General features: G+C 49.8%; 2 tRNA genes and 2 rRNA genes. All 4 read left to right on the forward strand.

Annotated elements, in window-relative coordinates:
- Nucleotides 1–653 (forward strand): 16S ribosomal RNA (locus tag O0879_RS28520); the annotation flags it as partial.
- A gap of 98 nt (nt 654–751) precedes the next feature.
- A tRNA-Ile gene (locus O0879_RS28525) sits at nt 752–828 on the forward strand.
- Between the two features lie 11 nt (nt 829–839).
- Nucleotides 840–915 (forward strand) — tRNA-Ala (locus tag O0879_RS28530).
- A 239-nt stretch (nt 916–1,154) separates the two neighbouring features.
- Nucleotides 1,155–1,593 (forward strand): 23S ribosomal RNA (locus O0879_RS28535); the annotation flags it as partial.

Raw genomic sequence — 1,593 nt, forward strand, 5'->3', positions numbered from 1 at the left:
GGGAGTACGGTCGCAAGATTAAAACTCAAAGGAATTGACGGGGACCCGCACAAGCGGTGGATGATGTGGATTAATTCGATGCAACGCGAAAAACCTTACCTACCCTTGACATGGCTGGAATCCTCGAGAGATTGAGGAGTGCTCGAAAGAGAACCAGTACACAGGTGCTGCATGGCTGTCGTCAGCTCGTGTCGTGAGATGTTGGGTTAAGTCCCGCAACGAGCGCAACCCTTGTCATTAGTTGCTACGAAAGGGCACTCTAATGAGACTGCCGGTGACAAACCGGAGGAAGGTGGGGATGACGTCAAGTCCTCATGGCCCTTATGGGTAGGGCTTCACACGTCATACAATGGTACATACAGAGCGCCGCCAACCCGCGAGGGGGAGCTAATCGCAGAAAGTGTATCGTAGTCCGGATTGTAGTCTGCAACTCGACTGCATGAAGTTGGAATCGCTAGTAATCGCGGATCAGCATGTCGCGGTGAATACGTTCCCGGGTCTTGTACACACCGCCCGTCACACCATGGGAGCGGGTTTTACCAGAAGTAGGTAGCTTAACCGTAAGGAGGGCGCTTACCACGGTAGGATTCGTGACTGGGGTGAAGTCGTAACAAGGTAGCCGTATCGGAAGGTGCGGCTGGATCACCTCCTTTCTAGAGTTTGCACGAATCAGTAATGATTCACGCATCAAATGTTCACACTTATCGGCTGTTTAATTAAGAAGAAACAGTAGTCGTAGTAGTTCCGCGTTGGGGCTGTAGCTCAGCTGGTTAGAGCACCGTGTTGATAACGCGGGGGTCGTTGGTTCGAGTCCAACCAGCCCTACCAGTCATTACCCAGGGGGATTAGCTCAGCTGGGAGAGCACCTGCTTTGCAAGCAGGGGGTCGTCGGTTCGATCCCGTCATCCTCCACCAAAGTTTTACTCGAAAGTGCAAACGTAAGCCTCTGGGTTTAGGTTTGATCTTTTAGCGATCAAAGCTGTTTCGTTCTTTAACAATCTGGAAGAAGTAAAGATTATTTATTGATCGGTTTGCCGTAAAAGGTAAATCGATGGGTAATGATTGTATGTATCAACAAACAAGCAACAACGTTGTACTTTCTTATCCCTGTAGCGCTCTTTGATGATTTCGATTATCAGAGGCTAACGTTATAGGGACAAGCGAATAAGTGCACATGGTGGATGCCTTGGCGATTACAGGCGATGAAGGACGTAGTAGCTTGCGATAAGCTGCGGGGAGTGAGCAAACACACTTTGATCCGCAGATTTCCGAATGGGGCAACCCACCCTTTTAGGGTATTGCATACTGAATACATAGGTATGCAAGGCGAACGCGGCGAACTGAAACATCTAAGTAGCTGCAGGAAAAGAAATCAACCGAGATTCCCAAAGTAGCGGCGAGCGAAATGGGAAGAGCCTGTACGTGATAGTCGGACCGATAACAGAATCCTCTGGAAATAGGAGCCATAGCGGGTGATAGCCCCGTATGTGAAATCGGACCGGTGGTACTAAGCGTACGACAAGTAGGGCGGGACACGTGACATCCTGTCTGAATATGGGGGGACCATCCTCCAAGGCTAAATACTCGTAATCG

Source organism: Janthinobacterium sp. SUN120, assembly GCF_030397735.1.
GTDB classification, from domain to species: Bacteria; Pseudomonadota; Gammaproteobacteria; order Burkholderiales; family Burkholderiaceae_D; genus Janthinobacterium; species Janthinobacterium kumbetense.